Origin of the sequence: Micromonospora sp. NPDC126480, assembly GCF_040302465.1 — a bacterium.
In the GTDB taxonomy this organism is placed as follows: Bacteria; Actinomycetota; Actinomycetes; order Mycobacteriales; family Micromonosporaceae; genus Micromonospora.
Genome location: NZ_JBEORU010000033.1, coordinates 1 through 14,383, shown reverse-complemented (window position 1 = coordinate 14,383; position 14,383 = coordinate 1). Strand labels below are relative to the sequence as shown.

At 73.3% G+C, this 14,383-nt stretch carries 11 protein-coding genes; 4 read left to right on the top strand and 7 right to left on the bottom strand.

Annotated features, from left to right (window positions below; all coding sequences use genetic code 11):
• Window positions 1-6 precede the first annotated feature (6 nt).
• From ABTW87_RS25265 to ABTW87_RS25250, 4 genes are all read right to left on the bottom strand, one after another.
• Complete coding sequence (locus ABTW87_RS25265) at window positions 7-2,526, bottom strand: polynucleotide kinase-phosphatase (protein ID WP_350653446.1); 2,520 nt, start codon at window positions 2,524-2,526, stop codon at window positions 7-9.
• Window positions 2,523-3,956, bottom strand: coding sequence for a 3' terminal RNA ribose 2'-O-methyltransferase Hen1 (locus tag ABTW87_RS25260; RefSeq protein ID WP_350653445.1), 1,434 nt, complete (start codon window positions 3,954-3,956; stop codon window positions 2,523-2,525). Before ABTW87_RS25260 ends, ABTW87_RS25265 begins: the two co-directional genes overlap by 4 nt.
• Window positions 3,957-4,058: 102 nt before the next feature.
• Complete coding sequence (locus ABTW87_RS25255) at window positions 4,059-5,627, bottom strand: LPXTG cell wall anchor domain-containing protein (RefSeq protein WP_350653444.1); 1,569 nt, start codon at window positions 5,625-5,627, stop codon at window positions 4,059-4,061.
• A gap of 184 nt (window positions 5,628-5,811) precedes the next feature.
• Window positions 5,812-6,024: a hypothetical protein gene (locus tag ABTW87_RS25250; RefSeq protein WP_350653443.1), complete on the bottom strand. Its 213-nt coding sequence runs from the start codon at window positions 6,022-6,024 to the stop codon at window positions 5,812-5,814.
• 146 nt (window positions 6,025-6,170) lie between these two features.
• Here ABTW87_RS25250 and ABTW87_RS25245 point away from each other — a divergent pair, with 146 nt between their 5' ends.
• Both ABTW87_RS25245 and fbaA read left to right on the top strand, forming a co-directional pair.
• A complete protein-coding gene (locus ABTW87_RS25245) occupies window positions 6,171-6,554 on the top strand; it encodes a phage holin family protein (protein WP_350653442.1) in 384 nt (127 codons plus the stop codon).
• Window positions 6,555-6,685: 131 nt separating this feature from the next.
• On the top strand, window positions 6,686-7,708 hold the full coding sequence (fbaA, locus tag ABTW87_RS25240; protein ID WP_350653441.1) for a class II fructose-bisphosphate aldolase: 1,023 nt from the start codon (window positions 6,686-6,688) through the stop codon (window positions 7,706-7,708).
• A gap of 54 nt (window positions 7,709-7,762) precedes the next feature.
• Here fbaA and ABTW87_RS25235 read toward each other — a convergent pair whose 3' ends face one another.
• Window positions 7,763-9,007 carry an LOG family protein gene (locus ABTW87_RS25235; RefSeq protein ID WP_350653440.1) on the bottom strand — a complete coding sequence of 415 codons (1,245 nt, stop codon included), beginning with the start codon at window positions 9,005-9,007 and terminating at the stop codon, window positions 7,763-7,765.
• 227 nt (window positions 9,008-9,234) lie between these two features.
• Here ABTW87_RS25235 and ABTW87_RS25230 point away from each other — a divergent pair, with 227 nt between their 5' ends.
• Complete coding sequence (locus ABTW87_RS25230) at window positions 9,235-9,663, top strand: DUF3151 domain-containing protein (protein ID WP_350653439.1); 429 nt, start codon at window positions 9,235-9,237, stop codon at window positions 9,661-9,663.
• Window positions 9,664-9,706: 43 nt separating this feature from the next.
• Here ABTW87_RS25230 and ABTW87_RS25225 read toward each other — a convergent pair whose 3' ends face one another.
• The gene (locus tag ABTW87_RS25225; RefSeq protein ID WP_502891642.1) at window positions 9,707-11,608 is read right to left on the bottom strand and encodes a MinD/ParA family ATP-binding protein; all 1,902 of its coding nucleotides are present in this window, start codon (window positions 11,606-11,608) and stop codon (window positions 9,707-9,709) included.
• Window positions 11,609-11,873: 265 nt separating this feature from the next.
• Entirely contained in the window at window positions 11,874-12,869 is a 996-nt protein-coding gene (locus ABTW87_RS25220; protein ID WP_350653437.1) for a hypothetical protein, read from the bottom strand.
• Between the two features lie 126 nt (window positions 12,870-12,995).
• On the opposite strand from ABTW87_RS25220, the gene ABTW87_RS25215 reads away from it, so the two are divergent.
• The gene (locus ABTW87_RS25215; protein ID WP_350653436.1) at window positions 12,996-14,285 is read left to right on the top strand and encodes an adenylosuccinate synthase; all 1,290 of its coding nucleotides are present in this window, start codon (window positions 12,996-12,998) and stop codon (window positions 14,283-14,285) included.
• The last annotated feature ends 98 nt before the right edge of the window (window positions 14,286-14,383 follow it).

The window sequence follows — 14,383 nt, the reverse complement described above, 5'->3', positions numbered from 1 at the left end:
GCGACCCTACAGGCGCGGGTCGACCGGCTCGGACTCACAGGCCAGGATCGCGAACACCAGCTCGTGGCGGCGCCACAGCGGCGCCCCGGCGACCAGCGCGTCCAACGCGGCCAGTCCGAGACCGTGCTCGCGCAGCGCCAGGCCCCGCTTGCGGCCCAGCGAGCGGCGGCGCAGCAGGGTCAGCTGCTCCGGCTCGGTGTACTCCGGACCGTAGATGATCCGCAGGTACTCCCGGCCCCGGCACTTGATGCCGGGCTGGAGCAGAGTGCCGCGCGCCGAGCGCGCAGCCGGCCCGGCGTACGGCTTGACCACCATGCCCTCACCGCCGGCCGTGGTGAGCGCGAGCCACCAGTCGGTGGCCGCCGCCTCGGCCGCCGGATCGGACAGGTCGACGACCTGCCGCCGGGTCGGCGTGAAGAACTCCGGGTCGGCGGCGCAGAGCCGGTCGGCCACGTCGAGGTGCCAGCCGTGGTCCCGGTCGGTGTAGCTCGACCGCCCACCGGCCAGCACCGCGAACGGCGCCAGGGTCACGCCACGCAGGCCGTCCGTCGGCCCCACGTACGCGCGGTAGGTCGCCGAGTAGGCGGTAACGTCGTCCCGGCGGCGGGCCAGGCGGTCCCGCAGCGCACCGAGGTCCAGCCCTCGGGCCGTGGCGGCGTCCAGCGTGGCCAGCGCCGCCGGCAGGGCGGCACGGCCGGCCGCGCCGACGCTCGCGTACTGCTCGCGGATCAGCCCGCTCGCCTTGGCCGACCAGGGCAGCAGCTCGCAGTCCAGCAGCAGCCAGTCGGTGTCCAGCTCGGTCCAGAGCCCGGCCCGGCCGACCGCCGCGCGGACCCGGGCGAGCAGCTCGCCGTCCAGCGGGCCGGAGAAGAACGGCCGGCCGGTACGCGTGTACACGGCCCCGCCACCGAACGGGCCGCCCTCCGCCTCCCGGCCGACCAGGACCACCGCCCGCGAGCCCATGTGCTTCTCCTCGCAGACCACCCGGTCCACGCCCGCCGCCCGGTAGTCGGCGAACGCCTCCGCCGGATGCTCCAGGAAGCCCTCCACGGTCGACGTCGAGCAGGGCGCCATGGTCGGCGGCAGCCACACCAGCCGCTGCGGGTCGACGGCGAAGCGGCTGATCACCTCCAGCGCCGCCGCGGCGTTCTCCGCCGGCACGGACAGCGAGCCGTACGCGTGCTCGACGTGCCGCCGGCCGGTCACGTCGGTCAGCTCCAGCACCTCGTCCGGGCGGGCCGGCGCCGGGGTCAGCGGCCGGGCCGGCGCGTACCACTCCCGCTCGGCGGGCACCGAGACCAGCTCCCGCTCCGGGTAGCGGAGCGCGGTGAGCCGGCCGCCGAAGACGCACCCGGTGTCGATGCAGATGGTGTCGTTCACCCACTCGGGCTCCGGCGTGGGCGTGTGCCCGTAGACGACCGTCGCCGATCCCCGGTACTCCCGCGCCCACGGGTAGCGCACCGGCAGCCCGTACTCGTCGGTCTCGCCGGTGGTCTCGCCGAACAGCGCGAATGCCCGGACCCGGCCGGACGCGCGGCCCTGGTACTCCTCCTTGAGCCCGGCGTGTGCCACCACCAGCCGCCCGCCGTCCAGCACGTAGTGGCTGACCAGGCCGTCGACGAACGCCGCCACGTCGGCGACGAAGGCCGGCGGCTCGGCGTCGAGCTGCGCCATCGTCTCCGCCAGGCCGTGCGTGAGCCGCACGTCCCGGCCGCGCAGCTTGCGCAGCAGCTTCTGCTCGTGGTTGCCCGGCACGCAGAGCGCGTGACCGGCCGCGACCATGCCCATCACCAGGCGGAGCACCCCCGGCGAGTCCGGGCCTCGGTCCACCAGGTCACCCACGAAGACAGCGGTACGCGCCGCCGGGTGCGTCGCGTCCACCGGCCGGCCACGCTCGTCACGGACCAGCTCCCAGCCGAGCCGGACCAGCAGCGCCTCCAACTCGGAGCGGCAGCCGTGCACGTCGCCGACGATGTCGAACGGGCCGGTCAGCTCCCGCCGGTCGTTGAAGAGCTTCTCGTACCGGAGCTGCGCGGCCTCGATCTCCTCGACGCCCCGCAGGACGTGCACCTTCCGGAAGCCCTCCCGGGCCAGCTGCCCGTACGTGCGGCGCAGGTCCCGCTGCATCCGGGCGAGTACCGGGCGGCCGAAGGTGCGGTCGACGCGCGCCTGCGTCCGCTCCCAGGCCAGCACCTCCGGCACGTCCAGCACGATGGCCACCGGCAGCACGTCGTGCTCGCGGGCCACCCGGACCAGGGCCGCCCGGGCGTGCGGCTGGAGGTTCGTCGCGTCGACCACGGTGAGCCGGCCGGCGCGCAGTCGCTTGCCGGCCACGTAGTGCAGCACGTCGAACGCGTCACCGGACGCGGACTGGTCGTTCTCGTCGTCGGCGACCAGGCCCCGGAAGGCGTCCGACGAGAGCACCTGCGTGGGCAGGAAGTGCCGGCGGGCGAAGGTGGACTTGCCCGAACCGGAGATCCCGACCAGCGCGACGAGGGCCAGCTCGGGGATGTCGAGGACGGTCATCGGTCGGCCTCCGCAAGGTTGAACACGGCGAGCTGGGTCGGTGTGCCCACCTCCGGGTCGTCGTCGCCGACGCCCCGCAGCGCCACCGTGTAGCCGTACGTGGACCCGACCCGGGACGTCCAGGCGGCGAACTCGGCGCGGGTCCACTCGAACCGGTGGTCGGCGTGCCGGAACCGGCCGGCCGGCAGCCCCTCGTAGCGCACGTTGTACTCCACGTTCGGGGTGGTCACCACGACGGTGTGCGGGCGGGCGTGGCCGAACACGGCGTCCTCCAGCGCCGGCAGCCGCGGCGGGTCCAGGTGCTCGACGACCTCCATCAGCACCGCCGCGTCGTATCCGCGCAGCCGGTCGTCCCGGTAGGTCAGCGCCGACTGCAGGAGCCGGATCCGGTTCCGTTGGCGCTCCGGCAGCCGGTCCAGCCGCAGCCGCCGCGCGGCCAGCGTCAGGGCGTGCGCGGAGACGTCCGAGCCGACGATCTCGGTGAACCGCCGGTCACCCACCAGCGCGGCGAGCAGCGCCCCGCCGCCGCAGCCCAGGTCGAGCACCCGGCTCGCGCCCGCCTCCGTCAGCGCCGCGAGCACGGCCTCCCGCCGCCGTACGGCCAGCGAGCGGCGGATGCCGTCCTCGGCCGGGCCGGTGTCGTCGACCGTGTCGGCGTCCGCTGCGGCCGGTTCGTCGGCGAGCCGCTGCTCGGCCAGGCGGGCCAGGGCCAGCCCGGCCAGTGTCCGCCGGTGCGCCAGGTAGCGCCGGGTGATCAGCCCGCGCTCGGGGTGGTCGGCCAGCCAACCCGCACCGGCCCGGAGCAGCTTGTCCACCTCGTCCGGGGCCACCCAGTAGTGCTTCGCGTCGTCCAGGACGGGCAGCAGCACGTACAGGTGGTTCAGGGCGTCCGCGACCCGCACGGTGCCGGTGAGGGTGAGGTCCACGTACCGGCTGTCGCCCCACTCCGGGTGCCGCTCGTCGAGGGGGATCGGCGTGGCGGTGGCCGTCCACCCGAGCGGGGTGAAGAGACGCACCGCCACGTCGGCGCCGCCCCGGCAGCGCAGCACCGGTACGCGGACCTCCAGCGGGATCGGTGTGCGGGCCAGCTCCGGCCGCTCCCGCGACTCGCCGCGCAGGGCCGACCGGTACACCCGGGACAGGGCCGAGGAGAGCAGGCTGGACGCCGCGTACGGCCGGTCGTTGACGTACCGCCCGAGGTTGAAGCTGTCCGGGGTGGCCGCCTGCTTCCGGCCCCGCGCGCCGCTGAGCCGCAGCGGGTCGACGTCGAGCAGCAGCGCGGCGGTGCAGCGCTCCTCGCCGGCCTCCGGGTAGAAGACGTGCGCGGTGCCGGCGGGCACGTCGAAGGCGTGCGCCCGGTCCGGGTGCTTGATCAGCAGGTGGCCGAGGTCGGTGGCCGGCCGGTGGGTCGTCGAGAGGGTGAGCAGCACGGCGTCAATGCTCCCAGCCCGGTCGATCTTGTGTCGTCCCGTTAATGGGCGGTGCCCCGCCGACCGGAGGGTCGGCGGGGCACCGGGTGGTGGGGGGGTGGGTCAGGCCACGAAGCGGGTCCGCCGACGACGGGCCACCACGAAGCCGGCCGCGCCGGCGGCGAGCAGCAGGCCGCCGATGCCGGCGACCAGGGTGGTCGAGTCACCGGTGATCGGCAGGGTGGGGTCGTCCCCATCGCCGCCGCCCTCGCCGCCACCGTTGCCGGTCGCGTTGACGAGGAGCTTGGCGGTGTCGTTGGCCGGCTTCAGGTCGTCGTAGAAGCCACCGTCACACTGGCACGGGACGTTGACCTTCACGGCACCCGTGGCGTTCGGAACCACCTTGTCGATCCTCAAGGTGAAGTCGACGGTCGGCTCCTCGCCGACCAGCACGATCGGCTCGGCGTAGCAGAAGTACGTCCGGGCACCGGGCTCGCCGGCCTCACCGTGCTCGTCCTTGCCCTTGACCGGAACGCAGACCTCGGGGACGTCGACGGCGGTCGTACCGTCGGGGATTCCGACGGTCATGTAGGTCACCGACGATCCGGCACGACCGTAGTCGAGGGTGGCCGGACCGTTGTTGCGGAAGCCGACCGTCGCCACGACCTCCTCGCCCGCGGTGCCGGCGATCGAGGCGCCGACCGCCTCCAGATCGGTACCGTTCGTGCCGGTGACCGTGATGTCGAGGCTGGACCAGTTGTTGTCCGGGTTGGTGTCCGCCTGGGTCCCGCGCTGGGCGCTCGCGGCCGGCGCGAGATCGAGAGCCGGACCGTCACCCGGCTCCCCCGTCGAGATGCCACGACTCTCGAGGTAGTTGCTGTAGTCCTCGTACTCGGCGACCGTCATCCACTGGAACTGCCCGTAGGCCCGACCCGGGGCGTAGGTGTCCTTGCCCAGCTGGTAGGAGAGGGTCGCCTGCCGCGACTCGCCGACGGCGACCGTCTCGTCGAAGTGGCAGGCGCGCACGTGGTCATCCGTGTACGTGCAGTTGCTGTAGCGCTTCCCGGCGCGGATTGCGTAGTCGTTGTGGAAAACCGCGACAGCGCCCTCGACCGTGGAACTCCCGGCGTTACGCAGACTGAGTGGGACGGTGAAGCCGGCGCCCGGGGCGGCCTTGACGGTCGTCTCGCTCTCACCCGCGAGGTCGACACCCTCGCCGATCCGGATCTTCGAGGTGTAGCTGACCGTGTCGAATCCGTCCGCGCTGACCGTCACCTTCAGGTCGCCCGCATCGCCCTTCTGGGCGCCCTCGGTCGGCGCGACGAGGACCGCGGCGAGGTTGGTGCCCCACTCGTCGTAGATGTCGGTCGGGAAGTAGGGCGTGCAGGTCAGCACGCCGGCTTCGGGAGCCTCGCAGTTGTCGCCGCTGTGCTCTGCCTTCAGGGTGACCTTGTCGCCCAGACCGCGGTAGTCGAAACGGACGGTCAGCCCCTCGATGACGACCGGCTCGGAGGCGAACAGCCGAGGCTCGTCGATCTTCCCTGCCGAATCGGTGGCGATGGTGATGTCGTTCATGTACACCGCCAGCTCCACATCGGGAGCCTGGGCGGCGGCAGGAGTGGCGGAGGCCGCGACGAACGCGCCTGCGACGCCGAGCCCGGCGAGCCAGCGCCGGGTGGTGTGCTTGAGCATGGGGTTTCCTTCGGGTGGGGGTTCACCAAGGATGGCCTGGGGATCTTAAGCAGCCCTTAAGGAACCCGCTGCCCCGCTGCCCGTCGCTCAGGCCCACGTCAGCCGAACGGATGATCAGATCCACCCCAAGGGACCGGTCGGCCATGACGGTCCGTGTGCGCTCCCGCGCCCGTCGTCCGGGCGGCTAGCGGTAGTCGTCCTCGTCGCCGGCGACCACGCGGGCCTGCTCCATCGCGTCCCAGTCGTCGACCTCCAGGCCGCGGTGCGGCTCGACGTCGACCTCACCCGGGTCGACAGCGGTGGCCTGCTCCACCGCGTCGGCCGGCTCCGCCTCCAGGTCGCGCTCCTCCGGAGCGAGGTGGTCGCTCGGGGCGAAGTCCTCGTCGGGCTGACCCATCGTCCCTCCCTGGATCTCGTGCGGACCGCTACCCACACACCGTACGGGCTGGACCCCGTCCCCGCTCGGAGCCGACGCCAACCGCGCCGCCCGGCGGGAAACGGGAATGGGCCACCGGTCCGGCACCCCGGTGCCACGATGGGGGCATGGGCTTCCTGATCCGGTTGGCGATCACCGCGATCGCGCTGTGGATCACGACGCTCGTCGTGCCCGGGGTCGAGGTGGGCGGCCGGTCCGGCGCGAACACCGCCCTCACCCTGGTCGTCGTGGCGCTGATCTTCGGCGTGGTCAACGCTGTACTGAAACCGGTGATCAAGGTCGTGGGGTGCGTCTTCTACCTGCTCACCCTCGGGCTGTTCGCACTTGTGGTGAACGCCCTGCTCTTCCTGCTGACCGACCGGATCGCCCGGGCGCTCGACCTGCCGTTCCAGGTGGACGGTTTCTGGGCGGCCTTCTGGGGCGCCATCGTGATGGCCGTGGTGACCTGGCTGATCAGCGTCGTGGTGCCGGACCGCCTGGACCGGCGATGACCGCGCTCCGGGCCGGTTGTGCCGGGGTCCGCCGACTACGGGATACTGCCGGCGGTGGACAGCGCAGTCCGGCGCGCCCAAGACAAGAGCGGCCGGCGACGGCCGAGAGCGGTAAGTAAGGAGCGTTCGACATGCCCATCGCTTCCCCCGAGGCCTATGCGGAGATGCTGGACCGCGCCAAGGCAGGCCGGTTCGCGTACCCCGCGATCAACGTGACCTCCTCGCAGACCTTGAACGCTGCGCTGAAGGGCTTCGCCGACGCGGAGAGCGACGGCATCATCCAGGTCTCCACCGGTGGTGCCGAGTACCTGTCCGGCCCCGCGGTGAAGGACATGGTCACCGGCGCGACCGCGTTCGCCCTGTACGCCCGTGAGGTGGCGAAGAACTACCCGGTGAACATCGCCCTGCACACCGACCACTGCCCGAAGGAGAAGCTGGACAAGTTCGTCCGGCCGCTCATGGCCGTCTCGCAGGAGCGGGTCAAGGCGGGGGAGGAGCCGCTGTTCCAGTCGCACATGTGGGACGGGTCCGCGGTGCCGGTGGCGGAGAACCTGCAGATCGCCGAGCAGCTCCTCGACGAGGCCGCCAAGGGCAGGATCGTCCTTGAGATCGAGGTCGGCGTGGTCGGCGGCGAGGAGGACGGCGTCGAGAACGCGATCAACGAGAAGCTCTACACCACCGTCGAGGACGGCCTGGCCATGGTCGAGGCCCTCGGCCTCGGCGAGAAGGGCCGCTACATGGCGGCGCTGACCTTCGGCAACGTGCACGGCGTCTACAAGCCGGGCAACGTCAAGCTGCGGCCGCAGGTGCTGCACGACATCCAGGTGGCGGTCGGTGCCAAGTACGGCAAGGACAAGCCGCTCAGCCTGGTCTTCCACGGCGGCTCCGGCTCGCTGCTCTCGGAGATCCGCGAGGCGCTGGACTACGGCGTGGTCAAGATGAACATCGACACCGACACGCAGTACTGCTTCACCCGCCCGGTCGCGGACCACATGTTCCGCAACTACGACGGCGTGCTCAAGGTCGACGGCGAGGTCGGCAACAAGAAGATGTACGACCCGCGGGTCTGGGGCAAGGCCGCCGAGGCCGGCATGGCCGCGCGGGTGGTCGAGGCCTGCGAGGCCCTGCGCTCCACCGGCACGAAGATGAAGTGACGCGCTGACGCGTACGGCGGCCGGCTTCCCGACGGGAGCCGGCCGTCGGCCTGTTCAGGCCCCGGTGAGCAGGCGTACCGCCTCGTGCACGTCGTCGGTCAGGTGCACGGTCGACGAGAGGTCACCGAACGGCGAGGCGGCCAGCAGCGGCCGCAGCAGCGACTCCACCGCCAGCTCCCGGGTCCAGTACGCGCGGTCCAGGAACACGTACGCGCCGCTCGCGCCGTCGGTGCAGTAGTAGGTCTTCGTCGCCGCCTGGAACACCTCCTGGACCGTGCCCGCGCGGCCCGGGGCGAACACGATCCCGCCGCGGGCCAGGCGCAGGATGGTGTCCTCCCGGATGGCGTTGGAGAAGTACTTCGCGATCCGGCCGGCGAAGAGGTTCGCCGGCTCGTGCCCGTACAGCCAGGTCGGGATGGCGAGCCCGCCGCTGCGCGCCCAGTCCAGCTCGCCGGTGGCGAGGATGGCCGAGTCCGCCCGCGACCGGTCGGCCGGCTCCCCGCCGGCCGGCGGCTGCAGCGCGGGCCCGAACAGTTTCCGGACGCGCAGCGCCGCCGAGGTGTACCGGTCGTGGTCGGTGAAGTCCGGTGCCTCCGCCAGCAGGTCGATCGCCGCGTCCAGGTCGCCGTCCGGCCGCAGGGCGAGGTACGCGCCGAGATTCGCCGCCTCCATCACCCCGGGCCCACCGCCGGTGACCACCAGCCGGTCGGCCCGGGCCAGCTCGCGGCCCAGCACGGCCGCCATCCGGTACGACGTGCTGCCACGCGGCACCGCGTGCCCGCCCATTACGCCGACGACCGACTGGGGGCCGTGGGTGGCGAGCCACGCCCGGGTGGCGTCGGCGAGGGCGTTGTCCACACCGTGGTCGTGCAGCCGTTGGCCGAGCGCCTCACGGACGTCCGGCAGCGCCCCGCCGTGCGCGCGGAAGTGCGCGTAGACCCGGGTGTCGTACATGTCGGCGAAGCCGCCCTCGGCGAACCCGGCGGCGAGGTCCTCGGGGGTGTAGAGGTGCGATGGCTGCGTCGGGTACGGCAGACCGGAGAACGGGGGCACCACGTTCGCGCCGCGCCGGACCAGGTCGGCCCCGACCTCGCGGGAGGCGAACCGGCAGCCGACGAAGAGCGTGCCGGCGACGGTCACGCCGGTCAGGTCGGGGGGATCCAGGTCGAGCCGGAGCCCCTGCACCGTCAGCCCGGTCAGGTCACCGGTGGCCAGCCGCCGGTCGAACTCCGCCCGGGTTTCGATCTCGTCGGTCCAGGTGTGCGGCTCGATGACGTCCGCGGGAGGTGGGGTCGGCACCGGATCATCCTGCCCGGCCCGGGCAAGGTTCTAACGGGCAGGAGCCCGGTGGCTCGCCACCGGGCTCCTGCGAAACCGGTTCCTGGGGAGGCTCCGGACCATTAGTTGTAGTGGAAAAGATCCCGGACCGGCATGGGCCGCGAGCGTGACCAACTCCTCACCCGTTCAGCCAACCGGGTCCGCGAACCCCCTCGCGTGTCGCGCTCCGAAGCGGGTTGAATGGGACGATGCAGAACCTGTTGCCGGAGCCACCAGCCACCCTCCTGCCCGCGCACGACGAGGCGGAAGCTGCCCTGGACGCCGCCGAGAAGGCCGGCGGCGACGAGGCCTTCACCCAGGTGGCGGCGGACCACCCGACGTTCAGCGCGGGTTGGGCCGCGCTGGCGGCCCGCGCGTTCGCGGCGGGTCAGGTCGTCACGGCGTACGCGTACGCCCGGACCGGCTACCACCGGGGCCTCGACCAGCTGCGCCGCAGCGGCTGGAAGGGGCACGGTCCGGTGCCGTGGTCCCACGAGCCGAACCGCGGCTTCCTGCGCTGCCTGTACGTGCTGTCCCGGACGGCCGACGCCATCGGCGAGGCCGACGAGGCGGCCCGGTGCGCCCAGTTCCTCCGCGACTGCGACCCGGCCGCCGCCGACGCGCTGGCCAGTAACTGACCCGTCACGCGGGGGTCGGCCCGACGCCGGCCCCCGCCGCGCGTCAGAGGCCCTCGGCCACCGCTGCGGCGATCTTGAGCCAGGCGTCGCGGGTGGCCGACGAGAGGGCGGCGTACCGGATCGGCTCGCCGGTGTCGATGAGCCGCTCGTACGGGGCCAGCAGCACCGCCCGCGTCCGCGCCGAGAAGTGCTCCTGGATCGCCGGCAGGTCGATCTCCTTGCGCGACGGCGGCATCGAGACCACCGTCACCGCCTGCCGGACCAGCCGCTGCCGGCCGCTCTGCTCCAGATGGTCGAGCATCCGCGCGGCCGTCTCGGCCGAGTCGTTCCGGGCCGACATGGTGACCACCAGCTGGTCGGTGGCGTCCATCGCGGCCTGCCAGTTCTGGGCCCGGACGTTGTTCCCGGTGTCCACGAAGATCAGCTTGTAGAAGCGGCTGACCACCTCGCGGATCTCCGCGAACGCCGCCGCGGTGAGCATCTCCCCGCCGGTGGCCGACTCGTCCGACGCGAGCACGTCGAACATTCCCTCGCCCTGCGACCGGACGTACTGGGACAGGTCGCCGACCCGCCCGTGCGAGCTGTGGAACTGGCTCAGGTCACGGAGCAGGTCCCGGACCGTCCGGGCGTGGAAGTCCTGCTGGGCGCGCATGCCGAGGGTGCCCTGGGTCTCGTTGTTGTCCCACGCCAGCACGTAGCCACCGCGCTTCTGGCCGAAGGTCATCGCGAGCAGCAGGATGGCGACGGTCTTGCCGGCGCCGCCCTTCGGGTTGACCACGGTCACCTGCCGCAGCCCGCCGAAGTTGCGCCGGACCATCTCGATGTCCCGTCGCAGCTCCTGTTCGTGCCGGCCGGGCGGCAGGCGCAGGCCCATCTTGTTGGCGACCGCCCGGACGCCCATGGTGGCCACCGGGTCGGCTGGGCGCAACTGCCGGCGCCGGGCGAAGTCCTCCGCGGTCGGTGGAGCGCCCGCCTCTGGACTCCAGCCCGCCTGCGGGTATCCGGCCGTCGGCGGGTAGTGACCCGCTGGCACCGCCTCCGGCGGCGCGTGGTGGCCGGGCTGCGCCACCGCGCTCTGCTGCCACGCTGGCGGGTACCAGCCGGGCTGGGGCGGAAACGGACCGGGCGGCGGGGGTACGGCAGGCAGGTCGGTCGTGCCCGGGGCCGCGGCGGAGTCCGGCGGGGCGGCCGCGGGAACCGCCTCGGTCGGCGCGGCCCAGGCCGGAGTGGCCGGCGGAGGAGGCGGCCCGGTCTCGGCCGCGCCGGTGTCGGCGGTCGCCGGCCGCTGCGGAGGCTGCGCCCAGGGCGACTCAGCCGGCGGACGGCCCACCGCGCCGGAGTCCGCGCCCGCCGAGCCGGTTTCCGGGTTCGCCCCGCCGGTGTCCGGGCCGGCCGCGCTGTTGTCCGTGCCCGCCGGGCCACGATCCACGGCGGCGTGCGTGCCCGCCGGGCTCGTTCCGTGCTGCTCGCCTCGGCCCGCCGCGCCGGCGGCCGGACCGGTCGGGTCGAGGCTGAACGGCTGGTCGAGGTCGACGCCGGTGGTCTGCCCGGGCCGGGGAGGCGGCACCGGCCCGGAGCCGCCTCCCTCGGAGGATGCGGGCGCCGGGCCGGAACCGGCCGCCGGAGCATTGCCGCCGGAGCGGGCCGGGCCCGGCTGGTTGCCGGCCACGCCAGGGATCGGAGGCGGTGGGGGCACCGGCGTCGACGGACCCCACTGGGCCGGGTCACCGCCGGGGGCCCAGCCGGACGTGGCGCTCGCGTCGGGTGCCCAGCCGGAGGACGGGTTCGCGCCGTACTGCGCCGGCGGGCCGTACGCGGGATCCGGGTCGCCGTACGCCGGGACGGGCGTGCCGTGCGGCGGGGCGGGCGTGCCGTGCGGCGGGGCGGCGGGGTCGGCGTTCGGGTCGGGTGCCCACGCGCCGGCGGCGCCGGGCGGGCCGATCATCGCCCATCCGCCCGGCGCGGGCACTCCGCCGGCCGGCGGCGGGTAGGCGGGTGGTTGACCGGGTGCTCCCTGCGGTGGCACGGGTGACCAGGACGGCGGGTCGACCTGGGCCGCCGGCCACAGTGGTTCGATGTCCCGCTCCGGCACCGGCTGTTGGCCGGACGCGTACGACCGGTCGGTGTTCTCGTCCACCACGGTTCCTCCCCATTCCTCCTGCCGAGGATAGGCCCCCGCAGCCGGCGGAACGGATCGCCGGGGGTGACGGTCAGGACGTCCAGACCGCCCAGGCGCCCGGCTCGGTCCACCAGGACCGCTTGCGCTTCAGCTCGCCCTCGGCGCCGTCGTCGACGAACGGGACCGTTCCGTCGCGTGGCACCACCGCCACCGCCCGGCCGCGGGCGCGGCGGACCTCGAGGCGTACCCGCCTGCGGCCCCAGCGGGACCGGGTCACCACCGGGACGGCCACCGCGACCTCGACCCGGCCGTCGGCCGGATCCGGGGTGGCGAGCAGCGCCACGTCGTCCAGCCGGGCGTACCCGCCGGCGTTGCCGATCGCGCAGGCCAGCAGCGGCTCGCCGCCGTCGGAGAGGATCGTGTCGTCCACCTCGACGCGACCCCGCCAGTGCAGCGGCCGGCCCGCCTCGTCGGCCGCGCCGAGCAGCGCGCCGTCCAGGGTCACCGAACCGCCGTCGTTGCGCAGCAGGTCCAGCCGGCGGGGGGTGCCGTCCAGCACCGCGGCAGCCACCGCCGCCGGGTCGCGGGGCAGTCCGAGCTGCGCCACCAGGTCCCGGTGCGGGCCGCCCCGGGCCGGGTCGAGCGGCAGTACGCCCACCGCCGGCAGATCCGGCACGGTCCGGTTGGCCGCCAGGTCCTCCGGGCGGCGGCTCGGCGGTGGGGCGTATCGCCGGACCAGCCGGCGCAGCACGGCGCGCAACTGTGCGTCACTGGCCGTGGCGACGACGAGCCGGGTCTTGGAGTCGGGGTCGGGCCAGCTGAGCCCGTCCGGCCGGGGCGGGCCGTCGAGGCGGGCGAGCACCTCGTCGATCTCGGCGTCCGAGCGGGCGGTCACCGTCTCGACCCGCGCACCGCGGGCGGTGAGCGCGTCCGCGCAGGCCAGCACCGGTACGCGGGGAGTGTCGCAGCGGTCGGCCGCCCGCTCGTCGGCGGTCTCGCCCGCGCCACCGCAGCAGGAGTCGCCGCTGCCGCAGGCCGCCGGAGCGTCCCGCTCCGAGCCGAGCGTGAGCAGCACCACGTCGTACACGGGTCGCAGCCTCCTGCCTCTCGGCGCGCACCGCTGCCGGTCGCGCCGTCACTACTTGTTAGCCTGACACCCCGGGCTCGCTGACCGGTCGCCACCTGGCACCCGAGCCTTCTGGAGGCGGAGAAGATGCCAGCGATCGTGCTCCTCGGCGCCCAGTGGGGCGACGAGGGCAAGGGCAAGGTTACCGACCTGCTGGGTGGGCGGGTCGACTACGTCGTGCGCTACTCCGGCGGCAACAACGCCGGCCACACGGTCATCACCCCGGACGGGCAGAAGTACGCGCTGCACCTCATGCCGTCGGGGGCCCTCTCGCCGAGCGCGAAGATCGTCATCGGCAACGGCGTGGTGGTGGACCCGAAGGTGCTGCTCAGTGAGATCGACGGCCTCGCCGAGCGCGGTGTGGACGTCTCCCGGCTGCGGATCTCCGGCGACGCGCACCTGATCATGCCGCACCACCGGGCGCTGGACCGGGTGGTCGAGCGCTACCTCGGCTCGTCCCGGATCGGCACCACCGGCCGCGGCATCGGTCCCGCGTACGGCGACAAGGTCGCCCGCATGGGCATCCGGGTGCAGGATCTGCTCGACCCGGGGATCCTGCGCAAGAAGCTGGAACTCGCGCTGCGCGAGAAGAACCAGATCCTGTTCAAGGTCTACAACCGTAAGGCGATCGACGTCGAGTCGACCGTCGAGGAGTACCTGGGGTACGCCGAGCGGCTCACGCCGTACATCGCCGAGACGAGGGCGCTGCTCTGGGACGCGCTGGACCGCGGCGAGACCGTGCTGCTGGAGGGCGCCCAGGCCACCATGCTGGACATGGACCACGGCACGTACCCGTTCGTGACCTCGTCGAACCCGACGGCCGGCGGTGCGTGCGTCGGGGCGGGCGTGCCGCCGACCGCCATCACGAAGGTGATCGCGGTCAGCAAGGCGTACACCACGCGGGTCGGCTCCGGGCCGTTCCCGACCGAGCTGTTCGACGACAACGGCCAGCACCTGCGCAAGATCGGCCACGAGTACGGCACGACCACCGGCCGGGAGCGGCGGTGCGGCTGGTTCGACGCGGTCGTCGCCCGGTACGCGTGCCGCCTCAACGGGGTGACCGACCTGGTGGTCACGAAGCTCGACGTGCTGACCGGGCTGCCGAAGGTGCCGATCTGCGTCGGGTACGAGATCAACGGCCGGCGGGTCGACGACATGCCGATGACCCAGACCGACTTCCACCACGCCACCCCGGTCTACGAGGAACTCGACGGCTGGTGGGAGGACATCACCAAGGCGAGGACCGAGGCGGACCTCCCGGAGAACGCTAGACGCTACGTCGCCCGCATCGAGGAACTCTGCGGAACCCGCGTCTCCGTCGTCGGCGTAGGCCCCGGCCGAGAAGAAAACGTCCAATACCACCCCCTCCTCCCCTAACCCCAATGCCGCGTAGTTAGGGTTCCGTTCCTGCTGTCAACTGGTCGGGCCAGAGGATCTTGATTCTGATCGTGGTGTTGTGGTTGGTGCGGTCGATG